Here is a 23075-nt window from a genome sequence, read left to right as displayed (position 1 = left end):
AGGTATTTTAGCTTCTAAGATTAGAAGGTTTTTTGATTGTGAGACGTCTTTAAGTCTAACATCTAGCGTCTTGAAGTCTAGCGTCTAAAATCTTAAAGTCCTAAAGTCCAACAATCCTACAGTCTCTTCTACCATTCCCCCGCTGTCTTATTAAAAATATCTAGTACAATCTGGTCAAGAATCTTTGGGATTAAAGTTCCCTGAACAGCCGTAATCGTTTGCGTTTGCGGAAAGTCTTGATAAAACGAAAACTCTTGGTCATAGTTTTTGTTTTCGTCCTTTGCATTAGTAAACTTCACTTGAATTCTAATCGTCAATCTGTTTAATCCTCCTTTGTCATTGGCAGTAGGAGCTTGTGCTTCAACTTCAAAACCCGTAATAGCTCCTTCAAACATCAAGTCAGGATTAACATTTGTCATTTTCAAAGAAGTATTTCGTTGAAAATACTCTTTGAGTTTTTCGTTGAAAGTCAAACTCAAATTGGCAGGTCCACCAGCCGTTTGAAAGGCAAAGTTTTGAATTTGAATCGTTTTTAAAGTAGGGTCAATACTGTTACCTTTAAAAGAATAACAACCACTCAGTAACACAATGCTCAATGATAAAAGTGCTACGATACTGATTTTCGAGAAGGCCTTTGAAAAATATTGTTTACTCTTCTTCGATGTCATATTGTTTGATTTTTCGGTACAATGTTCTTTCTGAAATTCCCAAATCTTGTGCGGCATATTTACGCTTGTTTTTGTTTTTCTGTAAAGCCTTGATAATCATATCTTTTTCTTGTTTTTCTAGTGAAAAAGATACCTCCTCGGCTTCGTGGGTAACGTCTATGAACGCATTTTTATTCTCAGGATTGTTATTTCCTAAGTTAATAATTGTTAATTCGTTATCGGGCTGGTTATTCGAAAAATTATTGACCGATGGCAATGTCCTAGGGCTTGCAAAATCTGGCTGATATGGGAAAGAACGCTCTTTGTCGATATTCTGAAAAAGACTTTCATTTTGTTTTAGTATATCAGGACTCACTTCACCATTTTGTAGGACCTCTAAAAACATCTTTTTTAATTCAGTAACATCTTTTCGCATATCAAAGAGAATCTTATAGAGTAACTCTCTTTCTGTGAAATTATCATTTTGTTGCGCTTCAAAATCTCGTCTTACCAAACCATTATTGCCCATCATCTTGCCATTGTTCATCTGAAGATAATGCGTTAGCTTTTCACCATCCACCGTTCTATCATCCGTTTCAAGGATTGATATTTGTTCGGCAAGGTTCTTGAGTTGTCTGATATTCCCTGGAAAACGTTGGGTTAACAAAATTTGCTGCGCATCAGAGGTAAGCTGAATAGGTTTGATTCTATATTTTTCGGCGAAATCGCTACTGAATTTTCTGAACAACAATTCAATGTCCATTCCTCTGTCACGCAAAGGTGGCACAAAAATCGGTACAGTATTCAAACGATAGTACAAGTCTTCTCTGAATTTCCCACGCTCTACTGCAGTCATCAAATTGATGTTGGTAGCGGCTACTACACGTACATTTGTTTTCTGAACTTTCGATGAACCTACTCTGATAAACTCCCCGTTTTCAAGCACCCTCAGCAAGCGTGCTTGTGTACCCAAGGGCATTTCAGCGATTTCATCCAAGAAAATAGTACCGCCATCAGTTACTTCAAAATATCCTTTTCGGGCGTCGATAGCGCCTGTAAATGCCCCTTTTTCATGCCCAAAAAGCTCTGAATCGATAGTGCCTTCTGGAATAGCACCACAGTTTAGGGCAATGAATTGTCCGTGTTTACGGGCAGATAAATTATGAATTATCTTAGAAAATGATTCTTTCCCAGAACCGCTCTCACCTGTAATCAGCACTGTCATGTCCGTTGGTGCCACTTGCGACGCTACCTCTATGGCATGATTTAATGCTGGCGAATTGCCGATGATACCAAATCGGGCTTTTATCGATTGTAATTCGGTAGTTTGCATAGTTGAATGAGTTTTGGGTGTAAAGTGAAATGTATCGTTCTCAGATATTTTTCATTACACTACATCTCCAAACAAAGTAGCCGACGAACAAGAAGTGATTATTACATGGACATAATCACCTTTTTTGTGATTGCCTTTTGGTAAAATCACCATTTTATTTTGGTCGTTGCGTCCTTGTAAGAAATCTTCAGAACGTTTCGAGTCACCTTCAATCAATACTTTTTGAATAGTGCCTACCGACATCTGGTTGCGTTCAAGAGAAATCTGACGTTGAAGAGCGATGATTTCAGCCAGACGTCTTTGTTTTACATCTTCTGAAATATCATCTACTAATTTTTTAGCGGCAGGCGTGCCTGGACGCTCTGAATAAGAAAACATATAGCCGTAGTCATAACGAACGTATTCAATCAGCGAAAGCGTTTCTTGGTGTTCCTCCTCTGTTTCCGAACAGAATCCTGCGATGATATCTTGTGAAATACCACATTCTTCTCCTAATATTTCACGAATTTTATCAACACGATTGATATACCAAGCACGGTCGTAAGTACGATTCATCAATTTCAATATTCTACTGCTCCCGCTTTGCGCTGGCAAGTGAATATAATTACAAACGTTTTCGTATTTTTTGATGGTATAAAGTACTTCGTCGGTAATATCTTTTGGGTGTGAAGTTGAGAAACGAACTCTTAACAATGGATTAATCAAAGCAACTCTTTCTAATAATTGAGCAAAGTTTACTGTTTCAGTGCCATCTGCCGAAGCCCATTTGTATGAATCTACATTTTGCCCCAGTAGCGTTACTTCCTTATAACCATTGTCTAATAAATCCTGACATTCTTTTAAGATAGAATACACATCACGTGAACGCTCGCGACCACGGGTGAATGGTACCACACAGAAAGAACACATATTGTCGCAACCACGCATGATAGAAACGAAGGCCGTTACTCCGTTCGAGTTCAAACGAACAGGCGATATATCAGCATAGGTTTCTTCTTTTGATAAGAAAACATTGATGGCTTTGTTGCCTTCTTCTACTTCTTCAAATAAATTGGGCAAATCACGATACGAATCGGGACCAGCTACGATATCAACGATTTTTTCTTCTTCCAAAAACTTCGTTTTGAGGCGTTCAGCCATACAACCCAATACACCTACTACTAGGTTAGGGCGTTTTCTTTTAATGTGTGTGAAGTTCTTTAAACGATTTCTTACTTTTTGCTCAGCATTTTCACGGATGGCACAAGTATTTACCAGAATTACATCCGCTTCTTCAAACTGAGAGGTAGTTGCATAACCATTTTCTTGTAGAATTGACGTTACAATTTCGCTATCTGAGAAATTCATTTGGCAACCGTAACTTTCAATATAAAGCTTTTTTTTGTTCTGTTTTCCTATTTCATCAATGGTAGTGCGTGGAAGATCTAGGGTTTCTTTATCTTCTTCAGTAAGTATTTCTAAATTTCTCATATCTTTTTGTTCACAAGCTTTGCTAAAAATGATTGAGCAAACGTGAATATTATTTTTGGACTAATGGAATCACAATCTGTGATGAAGGGCAAAATTACGAAGAAATATTGTTATGTCTGACAGAATGTCAGTAAATTGTTGTAATTAAAAAGGATAACCAATTCCAAAGTTTAAAACCAAAGGATTTCGATACGTTGAGGGCAATTTTTCGCTTGGTTTAAACAACACCCAGCGATTGTTTTCGGGTAAAGATGGGTCAAGCATTCTTACCGCCCAATCTAGGCGTAATACAAAAAATGATAAATCGACACGGATACCAAAACCAGTGCCCACCGCAATTTCTTTGTAAAATCTATCAAACTGAAAATCACTTCCTGTAATCCCCTCTGTATTTTGTCCTTTAAAACGCCAAACGTTTCCTGCATCAATAAAGAAAGCCCCATTGATGTTATAATCGCCATAAAACCTTAAAATTTTAAAACGATATTCAGCACTGGCTTCTAGCAGGATACTACCGGGTTGGTCAAAATTCCCTTGTGCCGACCCTGGGCCTAATCCTCTGGGTTTCCAAGCACGCAAGCTGTTTGGTCCACCCACAAAAAAGTTTTTTTCATAAGGAAGTCCTCTTTCTGTACCATAAGCATACGCTAGTCCTGCGTTGACTTTATAAACGAAAATAGAGCTTCCTGTGGGGTTAATCGTGAAGTATTTGCGATAATCGACGTTGATTTTCAAGAATCTGTAAAACTGCAAACTATCTCCAAAGATATCAGAAACAAAGCCTATTTTGCCTTGTGGGAAAAAATTAAGGGTAGTACCGCCTGATTCTAACAGTAGTCTTAGGTAATTACCTTTGGTGATTTGTCCATAAGGGTTATCAGTATAGGTATAGGAAGCACTGATACTCGATACAAAAGATTTATTAAAGCTTCGTCCTAAATTGTTACCTGCATACCGTTGAAGACTATCTAAAAAGTTTTTAAAATCTCGAGCCTGCTGATTATTCGGATACGAAGTAGAGAGTAAGTTTAAGTCAATCAAAGAAACCTGCCAAAACTTATTAGGCGAAGGTCGCCATAAATACGTTTCATTGATTTTGAAATTTAGTCGGTTGTATTCTTGCCTTCCTACAAATTCTACACCACCCCCTAAACGAGTTTGCGGTGTGTAGTCATTCAAACGTTGAGCTATAAAATTAGGGGCTAGAATTTTAGGAATAATAATGGACGAGTTAAACCCTAATTCCAGATTTCTACTGACGATATCAGGACGAATAAAACCAGCCTGTGCCTCAAAACCGAAACGGAAATTGGTTTCTAATGAACTCGCACTTCCTCTAAGATTCCTTAGTTTGAATGATGTATTAAAGAATGGGCCTAATACCAACTTATAAATACTACCGCCTGTTTCCGCTGTAAATTGGTATTTATCCAATGGTTTGGCATAAATAGTAGCATCCAATACGCCTTTTGTCGTATCAAAGTTTACTCTCGTAAACTGAAACTGGTCAAGCCCATATAACTTCTTCTGAGTCAGCAATACTTTTTGAAGACTGTAGTGTTCATTCGGGCGAATGTCTATTTTAGTATCTAATAGTTTTTCAGAGAATCTTTTATTTACAAACAGATACTTTATATTATTAAAAACGACGGTATCAACTTTTGAATTGGGAATATTCGGAGACGTACCATCTGAAATAAAAGTAACTTTATTTAAGAGATAAGATTTATTATAATTCGGATTTTGAGGAGGACGGTCAGGATTAGGAATAAACGTAATAGCCGCTATTCCTTTGGTAATGGCCGTATCCAAATCATTGATTCTAATGCTTATATTATCTTTGGTAAAATGGTAATACCCGTTATTTTTTAGCAATTCCTCTATTCTGGCTTTTTCAGCGTTATAGGTTTCTACTTCTAAACGATTTCCATTTTTCAACAGACTTTGTTTTTGATTTTCCTTCAAAATAGCATAAATCGCTTTGTCGGGTGTAACCAACGAATCTGTTTTATAAAAAGGGTAATAGTTTCCTTCGTTTACCAAATAAGTAACCGCAATGCTTCTTTTCTTAAAAAAAAGACTATCAGCCTTATAACTCACCGAGTAGTTGAAAAACCCATGATTTTTATAATAAGTTTTTACTTTTTCTACATTTTTTTTGGCGTCTTCTTCATAAAAATAAGAAGGAGGCTCGCCAAAAGTACGCATGCCCCAGTTTCCTTCGTTGATTTTTTTGGTAAGTTTTTGTGCTTTACTTTCCTTCTTTTTTGATAATTGTAAAAACTCTACTGAATTATTATCTATCTTATTTGCCTCACGGTCGAAATCCTCGTTTAACTTTGTCAGTTCGTTTTGCCATTTTATTTTCTGTTTAGGGTAATTTTGAGCAAAAAGTTGATGAAAATACAGACCAAGCGTAAGGGGAGTTTTAAGGATTCTTTTGTTAGGTCTTTGGGGGAGTAATGCTTCTAGTTTTTCGGTAGTAACAATTTTATTTCCTTTAAAAGCCTGTGAGTACAACAAAGGTTCGGTAAGAGTGCCTTTTGGTGAACATCCTGATAAATAGATGATTAACGAAAATAAGGAGATATGGAAAAGCGTTTTTTTCAAGGATAATAACGATAAATAGATTTTATAAATAATCAATAATTTTTAGACTGATGCTATCAAAAAATCAAATTAAATACATTAATTCTCTGCAACAAAAAAAGTTTAGACAAGAGCATCAATCTTTTATTGTAGAAGGAGCAAAAAGCGTACTCGAACTTATTCAATCTGATTTTGAAGTAGAATCACTTTTTGTAACCGATGATTTCTACAAAGAAAACGAAAGCCTTTTAGAGAAACAACCACTTCGTGCAGAAATTGTTAGTCAGGCCGAATTAGAGCGAGTAGGTTCGTTCAGCTCCAACAATGCTGCCTTGGCTACTGTCAAAACGAAAGGCAATCAAGAATTATTTGCCCAAGCAAATGAATATGTATTAATCTTGGATGATATCCGTGACCCTGGCAATCTAGGAACGATTGTCCGTGTGGCTGATTGGTATGGTATCACAAAAATTGTTTGCTCTAAAGAAACAGTTGATTTTTATGGGCCTAAGGTAATATCCTCAACGATGGGGTCGTTCACCAGAGTGGCTATTTATTATACCGATTTGGTAAGTTATCTGAGTAATAATTCCTTAAAAGTATATGGTACTTTTTTGAATTCGGCTAATGTGCATACTACACAATTTGCAGAGGCTGGTTATATCATTATTGGTAACGAAGCCAACGGTATTTCGCCTGAAGTAGAACGCTTAGTAACAGATAAAATCACCATTCCTCGCTTTGGTGGAGCAGAGTCTTTGAACGCAGGAATTGCAACCGCAGTTATTTGTGATAATCTTAGGCGATAGAAATATTAAAATCAGAGGTTTTTTTATGAATTTATGTAGTTTAATCGGTTGATTTTCAATATTTTATTTAAATTTAAATGCTGGTAGAATCGGTAACGATTTGTTAATTATTTACTAACCAGTATAAAAATCATTTTTGTTTTTTTTGCATTTATATAAACTTTAAGGCTATGTTTTGGTACGAAGACGAAGTAAAAAGATTAGAGCAGGAGCGTTCGAAATTACCATATCAACCTAAAACGGCTTTTTATGGAAGCTCAACGATTACGCTGTGGGAAAGTTTATATGAAGATTTTAAAGATTTTTCTCCTGTTAATTTAGGTTTCGGAGGGTCAACATTGGCTGCGTGTGCTTGGTATTTTGACAGAGTCTTTGCTGAGTTTAATGAAATCAATTCTGTTATTATTTATGCTGGAGATAATGATTTGAGTAATAATCGTCATCCAGAAGAAATATATCTTTTTCTTTTTCAATTATTTGATGTCATTCAGAAACGCTATGGAACGATTGATTGTGCGTATGTGTCGATTAAGCCTAGCCCACAACGTTGGTACTTGAATGATCAGGTAAAATATACCAACATGATTATTGAGAAAGAAATCAAAAAACGAGGAGACCAGCTTTACTATATAGATATTTACGACCAATATTTGGATGATAATCATCGCCCTGATTCAAAATTCTTTGAGCCAGATGGTTTACATTTCAATAAGATGGGTCATGATATCCTGAAAGATAAATTAATTGAGCATCTTTCAGCACTTGTTTTGCAATAAGAAAAATAACGAATGCTGATCACCATATCATTTATTCTTTATGACTATCAATATATTACCTTATAATCCTTCTGAATCAAATATAATTTCTAAACCTAAATTTTAGAAAATAATGAAAAGACAATATCATAAATGGTTTAGTAATTATTTGCAAAAAGATATGGAAATGCTAGTCTTTGGTCATGCAGGGGCAAGGGTTTTATTTTTTCCAACACGGGGTGCTCGCTTTTATGATTATGAAGATTGGCGTGTGATTGATGCAATTAAGGATAAAATTGAAGCAGGTTATTTACAAATCTTTTGTGTAGATAGCGTAGATGCTGAAAGTCTTTATAGCTCAGAGAGTTCGCCAAGTTATCGTATTCAGAGGCACATGCAATACGAAGACTATATCATTAAGGAAGTATTACCTTTTACCCGGCAACTCAACCCAGACATGACCATGATTTCGGCAGGTTGTAGTTTAGGTGCTTATCATGCCATGAATGTGGCAACAAAATATCCTCAGTTTTTTTCAAGAGTTGTAGGAATGAGTGGGCGTTTCGACCTCACGTGGCAGGTGGGCGTTTTCAAAGATTTATTTGATGGCTATCACGATGAAAATATTTACTACAACAATCCTGTTCAATTTATTCCTAATCTGAATGACGAAAAAATACTCACTGAATTAAGACGAATGGAGTTTATTTTAGCCATTGGCCAAGATGATGCCTTTCTTGAAAACAACAAATATTTCAGCGATATTTTGTGGAGGAAGGGAATAGTGAATAAATTGTATGTATGGGATGAAGAAGCACACAAAGCAAGATATTGGCGAAAAATGGTGCAGCTTTATTTATAGATGTAAGACTTGAAGACTGTAGACACTAGACATAAGACGCTAGACTTGAAGACTCTGGACTAAAATAAGTAAAATCTTTTTTGTTGTATTTAAACTTTTCTAGTCTTGTGTCTACAAGTGTTATGTCTAGTGTCTTATATCTTTTAGTCTTGCATCCAATGTCCTCAAGTCTAGCGTCTTAAAGTCTTTCATCTAGCGTCTAATATCTAAAGTCTTCCTTCTACTCCTGATGTGCTGCTTGGTCTTGTAATCTATCCGTTAAATCATCTCCCAAGTATTTATCAATTAAAGTATGCGCTAGATAAATCAGTGGGGTTAACAAAATAGCTACAATGAATTTATACAAATAAGTATTTAAAGAGGTTGAAAGCCATTGTTCTACTGTCCAGTTACCAAACAGTACAAAAGCGATACCGATTACTACAAAACTATCAATCAATTGAGATACCAGCGTTGAGCCTGTAGCACGAAGCCAGATTTTTTTGCCATCCGTTACTTTCCTAATTGCATGGAAAATATAAGCATCTAACAATTGACTAATCAAAAATGCCGTCAGCGAACCAGTAATAATTCCTAAGCCTTGTCTGAAAATCTTCCCAAAGGCATAATCAATATTAAAATTATCGTCGCCCTTATTTACATCAAGCCAAAAAGGAGCAGGGGAGAGCAGCGTAGCCCCATAAATGATAATGAAACTATAGGCGATAAAACCAGCAGCCAGATACGATACCCGCTTTACGCCTCTTTTCCCGAAATATTCATTGATGATATCAGAAGTAATAAAAACAAAAGGCCAGTTTAATGCCCCAGCAGTCTGATTAATATCCCAAGTGCCCAAAAAGGTTTGTAAATGAAGTGGTTGAAAACCAAAAGTAGCTTCTACTGAAAAGATTTTTACCCCTATAATTTCGGCTACGATAGCATTGGTGAGGAAGATACCAAAAAGGAAAATAAATAGTTTGTTTCTCTTAGAGCTAAGGACGGGTGTTTTAGAGTTCATTTTGATAAGAATGAATATTAAGGAAAATATTGAAAGCCTTTAATACAAAAAGAGGCTAGATGTTTGAAGCACCTAACCTCTTTACGAAGATAACAAATTATGTCAAAAATTGTTGAGAATCCACTTCTACAACATTACTTTTTACGATGATTTTCAAAATGAAGCGCAATTTTGTTCATCGCTATTTCAAGTTGTTCCAAATGCGGTAAAAAGACAATTCGGAAATGGTCTGGTTCTTTAAAGTTAAAACCACGTCCACCTACTACCAAAATGCGTTGGTCTTCTAACAAACTCAATACGAAATCGCCATCATTTTTGAAATCGAATTGTTTTAAATCTATTTTAGGAAATAAATACATGGCTCCCTTCGGACGCACACAACTAATGCCTGGGATAGAAACTAGTTTTTCATGCGCCAAATTCATTTGTTTATATAACCTACCCGTAGGAATTACCAAATCATTAATAGATTGATAGCCTCCTAAAGCAGTTTGAATACCATATTGTGTAATCACATTGGCACACAAACGCATAGAAGCCAAGAAGGTAAGCCCTTCAACATACGATTTTGCCTTATGTTTTGCACCTGTCAGAATCATCCAACCACCACGGAAACCCGCAGCACGATAATTCTTAGACATTCCGCCCATTGTTACAATCAAGGTATCTTCAGACATCCCCGCTGTAGAATGATGGATAGTGCCATCAAAAAGGATTTTGTCGTAAATCTCATCAGCAAAAACAATAAGTTTATGTTTTTCTGCCAATCGGACAATTCCTTCTACAATTTCTTTTTCATAAACAGCTCCAGTCGGATTGTTCGGATTAATCAAAACAATTCCGCGTGTCTTTTTAGTGATTTTAGATTCAATATCTTTTAAATCAGGATTCCAGTCTGACGCTTCATCACAAACATAATGCACAGGAGTACCCCCAGCAAGCCCTACAGAGGTTGTCCACAGGGGATAATCAGGTGAAGGTATCAATATTTCATCATTCGGATTCAACAGGGCAGTCATCACTAAACTAATCAGTTCGCTTACACCATTACCAATATATACATCTTCAATTTCAATACCTTTTACACCACGACTCTGATAATATTGCATAACGGCCTTTCTGGCGGCGAAAAGTCCTCGAGAATCGGCATAGCCTTGTGCGTTGCGAATATTCATGATGATGTCATGAATAATTTCCTCAGGGGTTTCAAAACCAAATGCCGCCGGATTGCCAATATTCAACGAAGTGATTTTATAGCCTTCACGTTGTAGTTGAAGAGCTTTTTCGTAAACTGGCCCACGAATATCGTAGCGTAGCGAATCAAGGCGACTACTTTTTAAGATTTCCATGCAATATTATTGTTTCATTGTTGATTGAAAACCATTCAATTAATTATTAGGGTTACAATTGTCTGGTTTCCAATTTTAAGTTTGCAAAGGTGATAAAAAATAAGCAAATACACTTAACTGAAAATCAAAAAAGGTTTATTGAAAGCCAAGTTGTTTCAATAAACCTTTATGAAAAGATGTTTTTTGTATTATTTTACCGTTTCTCAAACCATTGTTCAAACAAAAAACCAATGTTAGTTTTATCAGAAGCATAATTTAGCTGAACGAATTTTGCATCAGGGTTTGCTTCCAAAAATACTCCTCCTCTGATAGAAGTATGGGGTGCTAGGGTAGTAGCTTTAAAATTCTCGTTAATCCACGTATGCTGTTCATTGCTGAGTTTATCCATTCGTGAATAATAATGCTCATGGTCTGCGATACGTTTAATTTGTGCTACTTGAACGATGGTTTCCCCAACATTAGCAGTCCGCCAAGCTCTTTCAGGGCTTTTATTAGAAGAACTTGCTATCATGGCTATGATGCCCCCAATAAATAAAACCGTGTTGACCGTTTTAGCTCTTTTGAGTTTTGTTTCCTCATAATTCATTTCTTCACGCACTTTTCCAAGCTCTTCTTCGGGTTCTACGGCTTGATAGCTAAAAGCATACTTTCCATCAGTTGAAACAAGCTGTTGTTTATTGATATCAAGCGGAAGGGCGTTGAAGTCTTTTGGTGAAATGGTCAGCGGTTCGTCTGTATTATTAAATAACTCAACATCAAAAACCATGTATTTCTGATAGCGACCGTCATAAGAGGCTACTATTTTTACACCATTATTTTCTTGTTTAACGATTTCTTTGCCTGCGTCAACGATACTTTCTTGTTCAATAGGACGCATTTTCATGATATTTACTGATGAACATGAAATAAATAAACAGGCAGATAATAGTATGAGGAGGTATTTGTTCATTTTTAAGTCAATATTTTAAAAGTTATTTACAGAACATTGACAGACAAAATAAAGTTTTCCCCTATTGCCAAAGATGGGTTTTTATAAAAATGTTGTTGTGAGAGCGAGAAATTGGAAAAAATATTAAATTTTTTTAGGGTTATAAGGGTGTAAATAACCTTCTGATTCTCAATTCTGTATCAGAAAGTTAGCATAAAAGGTTAAAATTATTTCAATTTTTTTTGCAAACAGGCTTGTTTTATTAAAAAAAATAGGCGTACCTTTGCATCACCTAAACACAACGACAGTATCACAAGCGATACAAAATGTGTTAAGGAGAGTTGCCTGAGAGGCCGAAAGGAGCCGTTTGCTAAACTGCCGTACCTCACAAGGGTACCGAGGGTTCGAATCCCTCACTCTCCGCTTAGAAGTATTAATTTTAAGCAAGGGAATATTTTCGGGGTGTAGCGTAGCCCGGTATCGCGCTTGGTTTGGGACCAAGAGGTCGTAGGTTCGAATCCTGCCACCCCGACTTTTAAATGTGTTAGTTTGAAGATTTGAAAATTTGAAAATTACATTTCCTTGATTTTCAACTTTAAATAATCTCAGATTAACACATTTTTTTTCGGTTCCATAGCTCAGCTGGATAGAGCAACTGCCTTCTAAGCAGTAGGTCTCAGGTTCGAATCCTGATGGAATCACTTAATTATAAAAAACCGCTTAGATTCGCTTTCTAAGCGGTTTTTTTGTTTACGAAATACTTTCGATAACACAAACTCGTCCTATGATTCTTTATAAAAACCTACTGATTGTCGCTACAGTAATTTTGCTGTTATTTTCAATATTAAGTATTTATTACGGAATCATTTCTCCTCCGCCATTAGTCACTTATACTACCGACGAAAATTTCATTAGTGAGTCAGGTGTTTTTCTTTGGTACGGCTGCACTCCCCGAACGTTAGAATGGGCAGGCATCCCAAGTATCTTTATTGCCTACTTCCTATTTATTTTTCAATGTATCATACATATTATTACCCATTTTTCAGAAATACATCAGCTTACAGATATTTTAAAAGTATTTGATGATAATGCGTACTATTATTTGAATCATCGCGAAGAATTTATCCTTTGGGAGCGTGGTGCACAAATAGTAATAGTGGGTATCATCTTTTTTATGATTATCCGTTTCATTATTAGGTCATCACATTTTTTATTAACCAAAGAAACCAAAATCATACTAGTATTTCTATGCATCTGCATAGAAACAATCTGGGTTTCAATGGCTGTGATTCGACCAGAGGCTATTTCAGGGAGCTTGTTTATTTACTTAGTACTCAGGATTTTATTTACAGAAAAAATTACGCCTCAAATTGCTACGACCATATTTATACTTTTTGTTGCTACAGTTGCTCAGCGATTGATTTTTTTATTCATGACTCCGTTTATCATCGGAAGTTTAATTGTTCATTTACGTGCACAAAAAATCTCTTTTAGAACCTATCGTAACTATTTTTTAGTAATATTATTTGCTGTATTTACTTTAATACCCTTTATCATTACTGATACCTTCGTAATATTGAAGTCATTTTTTGGGGTGATTTTTATCAAAATGCACCAAAGTCCGATGCAGACGTATTTTAATTATTCATTTATTATGGACTTTTTGGCAAGTCCTGTAAATGTAATTTTTACTATCTGTGCCATTATCGGAACATGGTTTTTATTAAAGGTTTATCCTTCTAAAATAATTATTCTTTTATACGTGGGTAATTTATTGTTGTTTTTATTTACCTCTTTAAAATCAGCACAACTATATTATTCTCATCTTTTCCCTGCCACCATGATGTCTGTAATTTTAATAGGCTTTGGTTTTATAGGGATTATTCACACCCAAAAAGAAGCTATCAAAAACAAATTAGTGCTTATCTTCTGTCTGTTATTAGTGATAAATTCAAGCTATGGCGTATATTACAATAACAAAAAGATGAATGCAGAAGAGGAAAATCTGGCTGATGCCATCAGTTGGGTAAAATCTTTAGATAACAACGACACAATTGCGTTAGAATTAGATTTTGATGGATTTATTCCAAAAAATTTAGCCTGTTTAGAAAGAGAGAAAAAAGCGAATATTAGCGAAGCCTATAAAATTGATAAACTGAGTAAACTGTTGAAAGTATCTATCACTGATTCTTTACAAAGAATACAAGCCATGCCAGTTATAGCACAGGCTTTTGCGAGCGAAGATGAAAAATTGATGGATGTAGAATATCAAGTATTGTTAAAAAACATTCAGTATGATACTTCAAAGCGTTTTAATACATACTATTTTTTCGATACAAGCAGTATGATGAGCCACTGTATGCTTCGTGAAAAAGCATATCAGCAATTTGGACAAAACCAGTATCATTATATCATTACCACCAAAAAGTTGAATCAATACCAACCCATTAAAGCATTTGAAAAAGACGGAGGCGTAAAATATTGGGTGTATGAAAATAAAGGTTTTAAGAAAGTACTAGCTGAGTAACAGCTTAGATTTATTATTTTTGTAAATATGAAAGAGTACTTCAATTTTAAATATAGTCGTCAATCTTTAGGTTTGTTCATAGTATTTATGGGAAACCCATTGATTTTCTTTTTTAAAGAATACTTAGGCTTTGGTGGTAGTTCTACTTTTACCATCGGGAGCTTATTTATAGGCTTACTATTATTGATTTCCCCAGGCGACCTCTTTAGGAAATTTTATAAACCTAATATTCCTATTACGAGGGTAGCGATGTTTTTTTTAATCATCTCATTGCTAGCTTGTTTATTCTATAATCCTTTTTATGGATATGATAACGACCGTGCTGCCTTTACCCGAGATATAGGGAACTTCATTTTTATTTTCGCTTTCTATTTCTTGATAGTCGGCGTATCCAATGAAGTCGCCAATTATTTTCTGCCTATAGCGCTTGTATTTACTTTTTTCGGAAGTGTTTGTTTAATCTATTCAATGGCTACCAACCCTTTGTTTATTATTGGACAAAGAGCAACGGTAGTCTTTGGAGATGGAACAAGTACAGCCAGCGGAAACCCCCACGTGTATGCAAGAAATGCATTTGCAGGCGTGTTTGCTTCGTATTTCTTCTTAAAGTCAAGAAATATTCTTTGGAAGCTATTTGCTTTCTTTAACCTCATTCTGTCATTAGTAGTATTGATTCTAGCACAAGCAAGATCTATTTTACTTGCTTTCTTATTTTCAGTAGCGTTGTTTGTGTACTTTAATGTTGGAAAAGATACCGTTAAAGTATTTTTTAAGGCCTTATTCAAACCCCTTAATCTAATTTATATCGCTCTGTTTATTGCTGGCTTGCTTTATTTTATCAGTACGCAACAACAGATTATAGATATTATTGATTTATACTATAATACGTTCTTAGAGACTTTTTCAAGAGCATTACTAACAGCTTTCGGACTTGAGGATGAAAAAAACCTCGATATGTCAGCAATGGGTAGGGTTAATAATATCGATTTAATTATTTTTCTCTTTTCAGAGATTCCCTATGCCTTTATTCTGGGTGGAGGATTTAGATTCTTTTATGTAGATGTACCTGTTATTGAAACCTTTGTAGATTTAGGAATTGCTGGTGTAGTATCATTTTGTTTGATGAACTATATGATTTTTAAAGAGGCTGTTTATACACTAAAATGGAAAGTAAATCCATTTGCTTGTTTTGTAGCTTATTTCTATATGACCTACTTCGTCGGGATTTTTACAGGGGGGGAACCCTACGGAACTTCTTATTGGTTTATATTCATTGTCGCCATTCGCTTCTTGGGAATAAAATACATCAAAGAAGAGCCTGTAGACGACGTGAAAGAAAATGAGCTTGCTCCTTTAGAACCAGCCGTTAAGTGATACCCATAAATACCGTTAATTTCTATTAATAATCGCCAGCAAACAAGGCTTATAGCATCGTGGGAGAGATTCCTAAGGCTAATTTGCTTCTTAAAAAATGAAGGTTTTAATTGTTCATAATCAACTTTGGGCTCACTATAAAGCGATTATTTTTAATGAATTGCAATTAATTTCAAATCAAGAAAATGATTTTGAATTATTAGTTTTGCAGTTAGCTAAAATTGAAAAAAGCAGGTTAAAGTTTGATGATACCAGCCTATTTAAGCATGAATATAATTATGAATTGCTTCATGATGGCGTGCTTGAAGAATTGGGCTTAAAACAAAGAATATTAGGTATTTTAAAGACAGTCAGGACTTTTAAGCCAGATATTGTCAACCTAACAGGTTATTATGATATAGCATCGTGGTTTATCTTATTGTATTGTAAGTTAAAAGGTATCAAAACGGTACTTTCCAATGAATCTACAGGAGGAGATCATCATCGTAGTTTTTTAAAAGAATCGTTTAAATCGTTCATCATCAAACAATTTGATGGGTTCTTTAATTTTGGGCAATTATCGAAAGAGTATATGTTAGCTTTGGGTGCTAAACCAGCACAAATGCTTGTGAACAGGAACTGTGTGGATAATCAATTACTCCGAAAAATTTACCTAGAAAATTATAAAGATAGCGATAAACAAAAAGCTATATTAAATTTACCAAAGCATAACTTTATTTTTGTTGGGCGACTGATTGAATTTAAAAACTTATTCAAGCTCTTAGATGCCTTTAAGATGGTTCAGGGAACTACTGCGAGACAAGATTGGGGCTTAATAATACTAGGAGATGGAGATTTGAAAGCGGCTTTACAACAATATGTTCAAGAAGAAACCATTCATCAGGTTTTCTTTTTTGAAGGGGTAAATTGGCAACAAGTACCCGCTTATCTAGCCCTGAGTGATGTATTAGTATTGCCAAGTTATTCAGAACCTTGGGGATTAGTAGTCAACGAAGCCATGGCTTGTGGTTTACCCGTAGCGGTTTCAAATAAATGTGGTTGTGCTAGTGAATTAGTAAATGAATCTGTCAATGGATTTACCTTTAATCCAAATAGTGTAAACGAAATATCTGAAACATTGATAAAGTTTATGAATACCGAACTGGATTTATTAAAAATGGGAGATGCCTCTCAAGATATTATCCAGACGTATTCACCCAGTAATGTTGCCCAAGAAATGTTTCATGGATATAAAAGATTATGTCATCCAAAAAAGTAATTAATTCAATACAATTTTTAAGAGGTTTTGCGGCTTTTGTGGTAGTTTTTTATCATATTGGAGGCTACATAAAAAAGAATTTTCCTGTTAGTTTTTTAGGAGATTTTTTTGGTTTTGGCTTTGCGGGTGTCGATTTATTCTTTGTAATAAGTGGTTTTATTATTCATTTTACCAGCAAACAATACTTAGGCCAACCAGCGTACTTTATTGAATACTTAAAAAAGAGATTTTTAAGAGTATTCCCGATTTACTGGTTTGTCATGACAGGGCTATTCTTGTTAGGATGGCTCATCAGTAATGTTTTGAATAAAGATGTGTTTAGTACTGCTTATCCTCATACATTTTCAGCCTATTTTCAAACCTATTTCCTCGTCCCTTTTCACTTTGCTATTAATCCTGTTACTTGGACACTCAGCTTCGAGCTTTTCTTTTACTTATGCTTTTCGTTATTGATACTTTCTAAAAAGCTATGGTTTATTCCCGTGGCTATATTGGTGGGTTCTGTCGTGAATATGATAGTTGGCAATAACTTCGATAGCAGATATTTCAATTTTGTTTTTAGTAGTTATAACCTTGAGTTTTTCTTTGGATTCTTGATTTGTGGATATTATGAAAAAATCAAACTGAAAAATATAATCTCGATATTGATTTTAATTTTTGCTCTTATCATTATCGTGAGCTTTGGTTTCGAAATTAGTGATTTCGACTACTGGAAACGCGTGTTGGTCTTTGGATTTCCTTCAGGGCTAATTCTGATTGCTTTGTTAAATTTAGAAGCTAATAAGGCTATCATAATCCCTAAATTTACTATTTTATTGGGTGATGCATCCTATGTTTTGTATCTGATACATTTTCCGATGTTACTTTTGTTGAATAAAATTCCATCAATCATTGGAAGTACTTTATCTGTCAACCAAACTGTTTATTATAACTATTTAATAGGTATCATGATTATCATAGTGAGTATTGTGATACATAAAATGATAGAAAAGCCACTTTCTAAATACTTGATGAATTTATCAAAATGATAAAACCTGTGAAGATTTTAAATATCTGTGCATATTCTTGGGATATTGGTGGCCCCCCCAAAATTATTTATGACCACGCCGTAGAACAAATAAAACTAGGAGCGGAAGTAACAATTTTGACGCCATTTACCGAAGGACAAAAATTATATGAACTACCCGAGGGTGCTAAAATAGTAGTTTGTAAAAGACATTGGCTGGCTAGGTTTTGGGCAGAGTTTTCTCCGGAATTATTTTTTTGGATAAAAAAACATGGTAATGAATACGATGTTATCCATATTCATGGACTTTGGCATTTTGCAGGACTAGCGCCTTATTTAGCAGGCGTTTCTACCGCAAAATGTATCACGATTCATGGTTTGTTAGACCGCTGGGCATTGGCAAATGGCTATTGGAAGAAAAAGCTTTTTGGGGTACTTTTTCAAAAAAGAGTATTGGATAAAACCGAACTGATTCAGATTAATAACCTGGATGAACAAGAAGATTTAAAAAACTTTTTAGGGCATATTCACCCAAACGTGAAGATTGTGCCAAATGGGATGAATTTGAGTAATTTCAGTGAATTACCACAGAAAGGAGTTTTCAGAAAAAAGTATCAGCTTCAAAATGATAAAAAACTGATATTGTTTTTAAGCAGAATAAATATTAAAAAAGGGTTAGATTTGCTTTTGCCAGCTTTCAAAGAAGTTTTGGCTACCAGAAACGATTGTATATTGGTATTAGCTGGTCCAGACGACGGCTATTTGGCTGAAACACAAAAATTTATTGAAACGGAATCTTTGCAAGAAAATATAAAACTAGTAGGAATGCTAGTGGGCGACGATAAATTAGCTGCTTTTGCAGATGCTGATATTTTCACGTTACCATCGCATTCCGAAGGATTTTCGATTGCGACCCTCGAAGCCTTAGTCTCTGGCATTCCTTCGTTATTATCTGATAGAGTAGGCTTTGGAGAGAGTATTCGGGAAACAAACGCTGCTCATTTAGTTGAGCTAAATATCCAAAGTATTGTAGAGGGACTGAATAAAATGCTTGATGATGAAAAGTATCGCGAGTATCTGGCCAATAATGGAAAAGCGTTGGTCAAAGAGAAATATGATATAGCATTGGTCGCTAAAAATTTATTTGAAGAGTTTAAGAAAATTGCTAACAAAAATTAATGCAAGATATTTCCGTCATCATCCTAACTTTTAATGAAGAAAAACACATCAAAAGGTGTGTAGAATCTTTGTTGGCTTTTACTGATAAAATATTCATTGTAGACTCAGGCTCAACTGATAAAACTGTTGAGATTGCTGAATCACTAGGTGCGAAAGTAGTACAGCGTCCGTGGGTAAATTATGCTATTCAGTTTAACTATGGGATTCAGCATAATCCATTCAATACCACATGGTTGATGAGGATGGATGCTGACGAATATGTATTGCCAGCTTTGGCAGCGGAAATTAACCAGAAATTATCAGAGACAGTTCCAGAGATAGGAGGGATGTATATTAAAAGGAGGGTGATATTTTTTGATAAATGGATTCGTCATGGTGCATATTACCCTATCTGGTTATTGAGAATCTGGCGAAGCGGACAAGGGGCTTGTGAAGAAAGTTGGATGGATGAACACATTACGCTGACTAGTGGGAAAACTATTCAAATGGAAAATGATATTGTTGATCATAATTTGAATAACCTTACATGGTGGACCCAAAAACATAATTTATATGCCATCAGAGAAGTAATAGACTTGCTCAATATCAAATATAATTTCCGCAACTTCGAATCGGTTGAGCCTAATTTTTTCGGTTCTCAGGAACAAAGAACAAGGTTCTTGAAAGTGAAGTACGCTTCTATTCCCCTATTTATTCGTCCTATCATTTACTTTATCTATCGTTATATTTTTAGATTTGGTTTTTTAGATGGCAAACAAGGGTTTATTTGGCATTTTTTACAAGGATTCTGGTATAGATTTTTAGTGGATGCTAAAGTGTACGAAGTATATCATCGTGTCGGAAAAGATAAAAAAGCGATTGAAAAATTCTTTAAAGATGAGTTTAATAAAGATTTAACAAAATGAAAACAACCGACTTATCTAAGTACGATAATTCTTGGTACAAACCTGGCAATTTTTTTCTAAGAACGCTCTGGCATATAGTAGGTTCGATATTCATTAATTCTAACATCCCTTTTCCAGTATCGTTAAAGATTTCTGTCTTAAAATTGTTTGGAGCAAAAATTGGCAAAGGTGTAATGATAAAACCTCAGGTATCAATAAAATATCCATGGTTTTTAGAAATTGGTGATTTTGTTTGGATTGGAGAAATGGTTTGGATTGATAATCTAACAAAAATAAGTTTGGGGAATCATGTTTGTTTGTCGCAAGGCTCCATGTTGCTAACGGGAAATCATGATTATACAAAGAGTACCTTTGATTTAAAAGTAGCTGAAATACATTTAGAAGATGGCGTTTGGATAGGGGCAAAATCTGTCGTATGTCCGGGGGTAGTAGCAAAATCGCATTCAGTTTTATCTGTAAACTCTGTTGCTACTAAAGATATGCAACCTTATATGATATATCAGGGAAATCCTGCTAAAGAAATAAGACAAAGACACATCAAAGATTAAACCGTTTGGTGCTTTTGTAATTTAATTGTAATTTGACTACCATTAAACCCTCCAACGTAAATTCTATTAGTATAATGCTTAATAGGCTTGAATAATTTTGAATGTATAATAGCAATGAATAATTCTTTTTGGACATTTTACAATAGTAACCTTTTTCATGTCATTGTTTCAACAGTGGTTGCTTGTGCTACATCAATTACAGCCATTCCTGTTATTATTAATATTTCGACACTTAAAAACTTAATGGCAAGTCCGATTGAAAGGAGTTCCCATGAACAAGCTACTCCTACCTTAGGAGGTGTGGCTGTATTTGCTTCGATGTTAATTAGTTACTTTCTATGGGAAAATCCCGACGAAGGTCAGTTGATACATCTTTCTATTTCTTCTATCGTTATTTTGTTCTTTTTAGGCGTAAAAGATGATATCCTGATTTTGGCTCCAAAGAAAAAAATGTATGTGCAGATTGGTGCTTCGCTATTAGTAGTAGTGCTTGGAGATTTAAGAATAGAAAACCTTTTTGGTATTTTTGGTATTTACTCTGTACCTTATATCTTCAGTTTACCCCTTACTGTCTTTGTCTTTATCGCGTTGATTAATGCTGTAAACCTAATAGATGGTATTGATGGACTAATGGGAGGAATAGGGATGATTGCAGGCGGATTGTTTGGAATTTGGTTTTATTTAAACGAACACTATGCGTTGGCTTGTTTGGCAGCCTCAATGGCTGGGGCATTGCTAGGGTTCTTAAGGTTTAATTTTTCAAAGACATCCAAAATCTTTATGGGCGATACTGGCTCATTGATTGTAGGCTTTATTTTAGCTCTTTTCGCTGTAAGATTTATTCAGTTAAATGTTCAATATCGCTTCGACCCTAACAGTACTTTTGCAGCACCCATATTAGCAATTATCGTATTGGTAGTGCCTATTTTTGATACGTTAAGGGTATTCATTATTCGATTGAAAAACAAGAAATCTCCTTTTGTAGCGGATAGGAACCACCTTCATCATCTTTTGATTGATAGTGGCTTAAGCCATTTTCAAGCGTCGCTAGTACTTTGGTGTTTTACAATTATTTCTACGTTACTATTTGTTTTTATTAGCAAGAAAGCCGAAAATACTACTTCGCTTTACTTATTATGCTTATTGTTTGTCGTTTATATGACCGTAGCACATTTACTAAAAACAAATAACCAAAAACGTTTATTAAAACTCAATAAAGTAACTAAATCGGAAATGGAAACTGAAAAACCAGAGACAGAAGAAGCATTAAAAGCTTAATCTCGATTTAGTTTTTTCGAACTTTCTTTTATCTTTTGTCCAATTCTGTCTAGTACTTTTTTACTATTGTCCAATTGATCACTTACTGACAAATCCCCATTATTATATTTGTCCTGTAAGTCTTTTCTAATAGCTGTCCATTTGTCTTTTTGTTCCAATAAAGCAGTATAGTTCTGTTGTTCTTTTGAATAACTGAAAGGCTTTGTCTTTGGCTTAGTAGTAGCTTCACTAGGGCCAGTACTTTTAGGCTCATCAAAGGTAGATAAATCAGACTTTGATGTTTCTAATTTGTTCGTACTTTGGTTAGGCTTTGATTCTTCAAAACTATTAGGAGAATCTTTTGATGTTTCTGTAGGCTTGCTATTTTCAAAGTCATCCACTACTATCTGATTATTTTGGATAGGTGGTAATGAATCTTTTGGCGTTACATCAACAGTATCTTCAACAACTACTTTAGTTTCTTGACGATTAAAAAGCGTTGAAACATCAAAAGTGTTTTTCTTGCCATAAGAATAAGCCAACAGACCCACTATTGCTACAACAATAGGGATAAATAAGTATTTATCATTTGATTTAGTAATGAACGGATTGTTGTCATTAGAAATCACGGGAGTAACTATCTTTTTCTGATCGATTACTTCCAACACTATTACATTGTGTACATTATATACGCTGTAAGGAGTATCGATATTAGCGATTTTTAATAAATTTAAACAAGCATCTTTAGGGCCTATGCTATTATGAAGAATTTCATCAATCTCATCTTCAGATATTTTATTCATCAGCGATTCTCCGCAGATTAATATTTTATCCCCTTCCTCTAAGTGAAAAGTGATGATTTCTAATTTAGAAGGTTTGGCCAAATATTGTAATTTTTGACCTCTGCGACTGATATAACAATTTGTATCACTTATCCAGTTAATGAGAGAAAGGTCTCCGAGTTCCCAGAAAGCTTGAAGTTCGTGGCTTGGATTCGACTTTTTGGCTAATTTATTAATGGATCTCTGTATTTTTAAAATAGAGTTCTCCAAAGCCCGATAAGTTTTATCCGATTCATTTAATTCAGAAGGATTTGTCATGATTTTGGTATCCATTCAATAAAAACTTAAAAAACTCAAAATATCTTTTATGATGGTGTTCAAAGCTGAAAATAGTACGTTGATAAACTATATTGTTTGTTAGAAAATTTAAGGCAAAAATAATGCCAATAAAGGTTTTTTACAAGCTAGTTTAAGCTAAGACTATTATATAACTAAAT

Annotated in this window: 19 protein-coding genes and 3 tRNA genes; 14 read left to right on the top strand and 8 right to left on the bottom strand. The window is 34.8% G+C overall.

Features of this window, described 5'->3' with window-relative positions; all coding sequences use genetic code 11:
• Positions 1–128: 128 nt before the first annotated feature.
• The 4 genes from lptE to tamL form a co-directional block, all read right to left on the bottom strand.
• A complete protein-coding gene (gene lptE / locus AC1RNE_RS03720; protein ID WP_492799690.1) occupies positions 129–668 on the bottom strand; it encodes an LPS assembly lipoprotein LptE in 540 nt (179 codons plus the stop codon).
• Entirely contained in the window at positions 649–1980 is a 1332-nt protein-coding gene (locus tag AC1RNE_RS03715) for a sigma-54 interaction domain-containing protein (RefSeq protein ID WP_492799689.1), read from the bottom strand. Before AC1RNE_RS03715 ends, lptE begins: the two co-directional genes overlap by 20 nt.
• A 54-nt stretch (positions 1981–2034) precedes the next feature.
• A complete protein-coding gene (gene miaB / locus AC1RNE_RS03710; protein ID WP_492799688.1) occupies positions 2035–3450 on the bottom strand; it encodes a tRNA (N6-isopentenyl adenosine(37)-C2)-methylthiotransferase MiaB in 1416 nt (471 codons plus the stop codon).
• Positions 3451–3594: 144 nt separating this feature from the next.
• On the bottom strand, positions 3595–6060 hold the full coding sequence (gene tamL, locus AC1RNE_RS03705; RefSeq protein ID WP_492799687.1) for a translocation and assembly module lipoprotein TamL: 2466 nt from the start codon (positions 6058–6060) through the stop codon (positions 3595–3597).
• 50 nt (positions 6061–6110) lie between these two features.
• Here tamL and AC1RNE_RS03700 point away from each other — a divergent pair, with 50 nt between their 5' ends.
• The 3 genes from AC1RNE_RS03700 to AC1RNE_RS03690 all read left to right on the top strand — a co-directional run bounded on the left by AC1RNE_RS03700 (position 6111) and on the right by AC1RNE_RS03690 (position 8465).
• On the top strand, positions 6111–6848 hold the full coding sequence (locus AC1RNE_RS03700; RefSeq protein WP_492799686.1) for a TrmH family RNA methyltransferase: 738 nt from the start codon (positions 6111–6113) through the stop codon (positions 6846–6848).
• Between the two features lie 170 nt (positions 6849–7018).
• Positions 7019–7624, top strand: coding sequence for a GDSL-type esterase/lipase family protein (locus AC1RNE_RS03695; protein WP_492799685.1), 606 nt, complete (start codon positions 7019–7021; stop codon positions 7622–7624).
• A 112-nt stretch (positions 7625–7736) separates the two neighbouring features.
• Positions 7737–8465: an esterase family protein gene (locus AC1RNE_RS03690; RefSeq protein ID WP_492799684.1), complete on the top strand. Its 729-nt coding sequence runs from the start codon at positions 7737–7739 to the stop codon at positions 8463–8465.
• A gap of 220 nt (positions 8466–8685) precedes the next feature.
• Here the strand turns inward: AC1RNE_RS03690 and AC1RNE_RS03685 are convergent, their stop codons facing one another.
• The 3 genes from AC1RNE_RS03685 to AC1RNE_RS03675 all read right to left on the bottom strand — a co-directional run bounded on the left by AC1RNE_RS03685 (position 8686) and on the right by AC1RNE_RS03675 (position 11763).
• Positions 8686–9465, bottom strand: coding sequence for a queuosine precursor transporter (locus AC1RNE_RS03685; protein ID WP_492799683.1), 780 nt, complete (start codon positions 9463–9465; stop codon positions 8686–8688).
• Between the two features lie 134 nt (positions 9466–9599).
• Positions 9600–10814, bottom strand: coding sequence for a pyridoxal phosphate-dependent aminotransferase (locus AC1RNE_RS03680; RefSeq protein ID WP_492799682.1), 1215 nt, complete (start codon positions 10812–10814; stop codon positions 9600–9602).
• A 193-nt stretch (positions 10815–11007) separates the two neighbouring features.
• The gene (locus AC1RNE_RS03675; RefSeq protein WP_492799681.1) at positions 11008–11763 is read right to left on the bottom strand and encodes a putative periplasmic lipoprotein; all 756 of its coding nucleotides are present in this window, start codon (positions 11761–11763) and stop codon (positions 11008–11010) included.
• A gap of 314 nt (positions 11764–12077) precedes the next feature.
• Between AC1RNE_RS03675 and AC1RNE_RS03670 the strand changes: the two genes are divergently transcribed.
• From AC1RNE_RS03670 to AC1RNE_RS03620, 11 genes are all read left to right on the top strand, one after another.
• A tRNA-Ser gene (locus tag AC1RNE_RS03670) sits at positions 12078–12165 on the top strand.
• A 35-nt stretch (positions 12166–12200) separates the two neighbouring features.
• Positions 12201–12274: transfer RNA gene (locus tag AC1RNE_RS03665), tRNA-Pro, on the top strand.
• A 95-nt stretch (positions 12275–12369) separates the two neighbouring features.
• Positions 12370–12443: transfer RNA gene (locus tag AC1RNE_RS03660), tRNA-Arg, on the top strand.
• A gap of 83 nt (positions 12444–12526) precedes the next feature.
• Positions 12527–14269 carry a hypothetical protein gene (locus AC1RNE_RS03655; protein WP_492799680.1) on the top strand — a complete coding sequence of 581 codons (1743 nt, stop codon included), beginning with the start codon at positions 12527–12529 and terminating at the stop codon, positions 14267–14269.
• 27 nt (positions 14270–14296) lie between these two features.
• Entirely contained in the window at positions 14297–15643 is a 1347-nt protein-coding gene (locus AC1RNE_RS03650) for a hypothetical protein (protein ID WP_492799679.1), read from the top strand.
• Positions 15644–15740: 97 nt separating this feature from the next.
• On the top strand, positions 15741–16901 hold the full coding sequence (locus AC1RNE_RS03645) for a glycosyltransferase family 4 protein (RefSeq protein WP_492799678.1): 1161 nt from the start codon (positions 15741–15743) through the stop codon (positions 16899–16901).
• Entirely contained in the window at positions 16883–17929 is a 1047-nt protein-coding gene (locus tag AC1RNE_RS03640; protein ID WP_492799677.1) for an acyltransferase family protein, read from the top strand. Before AC1RNE_RS03645 ends, AC1RNE_RS03640 begins: the two co-directional genes overlap by 19 nt.
• Before the next feature lie 8 nt (positions 17930–17937).
• A complete protein-coding gene (locus tag AC1RNE_RS03635; protein ID WP_492799676.1) occupies positions 17938–19086 on the top strand; it encodes a glycosyltransferase in 1149 nt (382 codons plus the stop codon).
• Complete coding sequence (locus tag AC1RNE_RS03630; protein WP_492799675.1) at positions 19086–19991, top strand: glycosyltransferase family 2 protein; 906 nt, start codon at positions 19086–19088, stop codon at positions 19989–19991. The genes AC1RNE_RS03635 and AC1RNE_RS03630 overlap by 1 nt, the downstream gene beginning before the upstream one ends.
• Complete coding sequence (locus AC1RNE_RS03625) at positions 19988–20539, top strand: WcaF family extracellular polysaccharide biosynthesis acetyltransferase (protein ID WP_492799674.1); 552 nt, start codon at positions 19988–19990, stop codon at positions 20537–20539. Before AC1RNE_RS03630 ends, AC1RNE_RS03625 begins: the two co-directional genes overlap by 4 nt.
• Before the next feature lie 114 nt (positions 20540–20653).
• Complete coding sequence (locus tag AC1RNE_RS03620; RefSeq protein ID WP_492799673.1) at positions 20654–21817, top strand: glycosyltransferase family 4 protein; 1164 nt, start codon at positions 20654–20656, stop codon at positions 21815–21817.
• Here AC1RNE_RS03620 and AC1RNE_RS03615 read toward each other — a convergent pair.
• Positions 21814–22896, bottom strand: a complete 1083-nt coding sequence (locus AC1RNE_RS03615) for a hypothetical protein (RefSeq protein ID WP_492799672.1) — start codon at positions 22894–22896, stop codon at positions 21814–21816. The two genes, AC1RNE_RS03620 and AC1RNE_RS03615, sit on opposite strands and share 4 nt — an antisense overlap.
• Positions 22897–23075: the final 179 nt, after the last annotated feature.

This window comes from Arcicella sp. GW822-FHT02H01, from assembly GCF_058802005.1.
Note: the sequence above shows the minus strand (reverse complement) of the source record. Positions and strands in the feature narration are given on the sequence as shown.

Coding starts and splice junctions, on each gene's coding strand:
- AC1RNE_RS03625 (WP_492799674.1), top strand. CDS start 19,988: ATGAAAACAACCGACTTATCTAAGTACGATAATTCTTGGTACAAACCT.
- AC1RNE_RS03640 (WP_492799677.1), top strand. CDS start 16,883: ATGTCATCCAAAAAAGTAATTAATTCAATACAATTTTTAAGAGGTTTT.
- AC1RNE_RS03630 (WP_492799675.1), top strand. CDS start 19,086: ATGCAAGATATTTCCGTCATCATCCTAACTTTTAATGAAGAAAAACAC.
- AC1RNE_RS03675 (WP_492799681.1), bottom strand. CDS start 11,763: ATGAACAAATACCTCCTCATACTATTATCTGCCTGTTTATTTATTTCA.
- AC1RNE_RS03695 (WP_492799685.1), top strand. CDS start 7,019: ATGTTTTGGTACGAAGACGAAGTAAAAAGATTAGAGCAGGAGCGTTCG.
- AC1RNE_RS03680 (WP_492799682.1), bottom strand. CDS start 10,814: ATGGAAATCTTAAAAAGTAGTCGCCTTGATTCGCTACGCTACGATATT.
- AC1RNE_RS03645 (WP_492799678.1), top strand. CDS start 15,741: ATGAAGGTTTTAATTGTTCATAATCAACTTTGGGCTCACTATAAAGCG.
- AC1RNE_RS03655 (WP_492799680.1), top strand. CDS start 12,527: ATGATTCTTTATAAAAACCTACTGATTGTCGCTACAGTAATTTTGCTG.
- AC1RNE_RS03650 (WP_492799679.1), top strand. CDS start 14,297: ATGAAAGAGTACTTCAATTTTAAATATAGTCGTCAATCTTTAGGTTTG.
- AC1RNE_RS03615 (WP_492799672.1), bottom strand. CDS start 22,896: ATGACAAATCCTTCTGAATTAAATGAATCGGATAAAACTTATCGGGCT.
- AC1RNE_RS03690 (WP_492799684.1), top strand. CDS start 7,737: ATGAAAAGACAATATCATAAATGGTTTAGTAATTATTTGCAAAAAGAT.
- miaB (WP_492799688.1), bottom strand. CDS start 3,450: ATGAGAAATTTAGAAATACTTACTGAAGAAGATAAAGAAACCCTAGAT.
- AC1RNE_RS03715 (WP_492799689.1), bottom strand. CDS start 1,980: ATGCAAACTACCGAATTACAATCGATAAAAGCCCGATTTGGTATCATC.
- AC1RNE_RS03620 (WP_492799673.1), top strand. CDS start 20,654: ATGAATAATTCTTTTTGGACATTTTACAATAGTAACCTTTTTCATGTC.
- AC1RNE_RS03685 (WP_492799683.1), bottom strand. CDS start 9,465: ATGAACTCTAAAACACCCGTCCTTAGCTCTAAGAGAAACAAACTATTT.
- AC1RNE_RS03700 (WP_492799686.1), top strand. CDS start 6,111: ATGCTATCAAAAAATCAAATTAAATACATTAATTCTCTGCAACAAAAA.
- lptE (WP_492799690.1), bottom strand. CDS start 668: ATGACATCGAAGAAGAGTAAACAATATTTTTCAAAGGCCTTCTCGAAA.